This is a genomic window from Streptococcus sp. GMD4S (genome assembly GCF_000296955.1).
Map to the genome: position 1 here is coordinate 1 of NZ_AJRE01000474.1, position 2758 is coordinate 2758.

2 protein-coding genes and 1 pseudogene are annotated in these 2758 nt (G+C 41.8%); 1 reads left to right on the forward strand and 2 read right to left on the reverse strand.

Going from position 1 to position 2758, the window contains the following annotated elements:
- Positions 1-94: 94 nt before the first annotated feature.
- Positions 95-1156, reverse strand: coding sequence for a M24 family metallopeptidase (locus GMD4S_RS11755; protein ID WP_000952766.1), 1062 nt, complete (start codon positions 1154-1156; stop codon positions 95-97).
- Positions 1157-1303: 147 nt separating this feature from the next.
- On the opposite strand from GMD4S_RS11755, the gene GMD4S_RS11760 reads away from it, so the two are divergent.
- Entirely contained in the window at positions 1304-2059 is a 756-nt protein-coding gene (locus tag GMD4S_RS11760; protein ID WP_001043930.1) for a hypothetical protein, read from the forward strand.
- Positions 2060-2096: 37 nt separating this feature from the next.
- On the opposite strand, the pseudogene GMD4S_RS11765 reads toward GMD4S_RS11760, so the two are convergent.
- Positions 2097-2758: pseudogene (locus GMD4S_RS11765) on the reverse strand (ATP-binding cassette domain-containing protein); the annotation flags it as partial.

A 2758-nucleotide genomic window follows, 5' to 3' on the forward strand; every position in this document is an offset into this window, starting at 1 on the left:
GTAGTCATCCGTATCCCTATGGTAGCCTCACCTACCGTTTTCGTCTATCAGTATAAACCTTTAAAATATAAAAGTCAATGATTTATCTCATTTTTTAGATAACAATCAATTCTTTTGGAGCAAGTGTCAATAACTCACAACCGTTATCTGTAATCAGGATATCATCTTCAATACGAACCCCGTATTTATCTTCAATATAAATGCCTGGTTCATCAGTCAAGACCATACCAGCCTTGATTGGCTCTTCTGACTTGCCAAAGTAAGGAATTTCATGGATATCCAAACCAATCCCATGTCCAATCCCGTGGCTGAAGTAAGGACCGTAGCCTGCATCGTTAATAATCTGGCGCGGAATCCTGTCAAAATCAATTCGACTGAGACCAGCCTTGGCTGCATCTATGAGGGCTTGATTGCTGCGCAGGACAATATCATAAATCTCCCGCTCTTCATCTGTCACCTGCCCCACATGAACTGTCCGCGTCATATCGCTGACATAGTGGTTGTAGTAGCAACCAAAGTCCATGGTCAGGGTTTCACCCTTTTGAATGACCTTGTCACTAGCCACGCCATGTGGCATAGCAGAGCGGTAGCCCGAAGCGATGATAAAATCAAAAGAGGCACCTGAAGCACCTAGCTGGCGCATACGGGCATCTAAAAAGTTCATAACGGCTAGCTCAGTCGTCTCACCGGGCTTGATAAAATCCAGTACATCTAGGAAGGCTTGGTCAGAAATCTGGCAGGCCCTACGAATGGTTGCGATTTCTTGCTCATCCTTGATCATCCGCAGATTTTCAATAAAACCAGTCATTGGAACCAGCTCATGACCAGCAAACACACTTTCCAGCATCTTGAAGTAAGCATAGGAAATCTCGTCATCAAAGCCAATTTTTTCCAGCTTGTCGTCCGCTATAATTTTAGCAATTTCACCAACCGCATCGCGCGTTTCCACAATGTCAAAGCCCTCAACCACGCCCTTGGCAATAAGAGTATAACGAGAATCCGTCAGAAAAATCCGGCGCTTTTTACTGATGAAAACTGTCGCCTCTGTCCCGCTGAAACCAGTCAGATAGTAAATATTCTTCAGATTGGTTACTAAGACAGCATCACACTCTGTCTGTTTTAAGGCTACTTCAAATTTTTCAACTCTTGATAACATGAGAAAACCTCCATAAAATGATTTAATTTATTATAGCAAAAAAATATCGAAAATAATACAATCTATATAGCTAAGATTAGATAAAATTGACATTTGAAAGCGCTTAATGTATAATTTCTGTTAAACAAGAAAGAATGAGGTATCGATATGAATAAAACAGAATTGCTGTTACAAAGACTAGATGAGATTGGTCAGTCTCTAAAAGATTCGAACCAAGCACTAGCTTTGCTGGCGCTTGGTTCTTGCGGAACAGAAAGAGAACGATTGGATCAGTACTCAGATTTAGACTTCTTTGTTATTGTAAAAGATGGCTACAAGCAGACTTATATCCAAGACCTAACCTGGTTAAGTAAGCTAGAACCAATTGCATTTCACTACCAAAATACAGTGGACGGACATAAAGTTCTATTTGAAGATGATGTTTTTTGTGAATTTGCTGTCTTTGAAGCTCAAGAACTAGTAAACATTCCCTTCTCTGAAGGCAAGATTATCTGGAAGGAGGTCGGTTTTGATGAAACAATCTGTCAGCCACAAAGACTGCCATCAAAAGAAAACAGAGACCGTGAATGGTTGTTGGGAGAAATTTTATGTAATCTATATTTAGGGCTAGGTCGTTATCAGCGAGGCGAAAAATTAGCTGCTTATGATTTAATACAAAACAGAACCGTCAAGCTTTGGACTGAACTAATCAGTTTGGAAACAACTTCTAAATCTAATTTTATAGATATCTTTAATACCAACAGACGATTTGAAGAAGGTTATCCAAAGGAAGCCAAGCAATTGCCTCACTTTTTGCAAGGTTACGAACGCATTTCTGAGTCTGCTCAAGCACTCCTAGAATATCTGGATAAACACTATTCTCTTAACTCATTTATAAAAGAAAAAATTCGTAATTTATTATAAAAAAGACTCTGCCTAAAAAAGCAGAGCCTTTTAAATCTTATTTTAACTTTCCTTTCAAATACTGTCCTGTGTAGCTGGCTTCATTGGCCGCTACTTCTTCTGGGGTTCCTGTTGCGATGATGGTTCCACCACCGACACCGCCCTCAGGTCCCAAATCGATGATATGGTCTGCTGTCTTGATAACATCTAGATTGTGCTCGATGACGAGGACAGTATTCCCATCGTCGACAAAGCGAGCCAAGACTTTAAGCAAGCGAGCGATATCCTCAGTGTGAAGCCCTGTAGTTGGCTCATCCAGAATGTAGAAGGATTTCCCTGTCGAGCGTTTGTGGAGTTCACTAGCCAACTTCATACGCTGAGCTTCTCCTCCAGAAAGGGTGGTAGCCGGTTGCCCTAGCGTTACATAGCCCAGCCCCACATCCTTGATGGTCTGAAGTTTACGCTGAATCTTGGGAATGTGTTGGAAGAATTCCACCGCATCGTTGACGGTCATGTCCAAAACCTGCGAGATATTCTTTTCCTTATAGTGGACTTCTAGGGTTTCACTGTTGTAGCGAGTCCCGTGGCAGACTTCACAAGCCACGTATACATCTGGCAAGAAGTGCATCTCGATCTTGATAATCCCGTCACCTGAGCAGGCTTCGCAACGACCGCCCTTGATGTTGAAACTGAAACGGCCCTTCTTGTAGCCTCGAATCT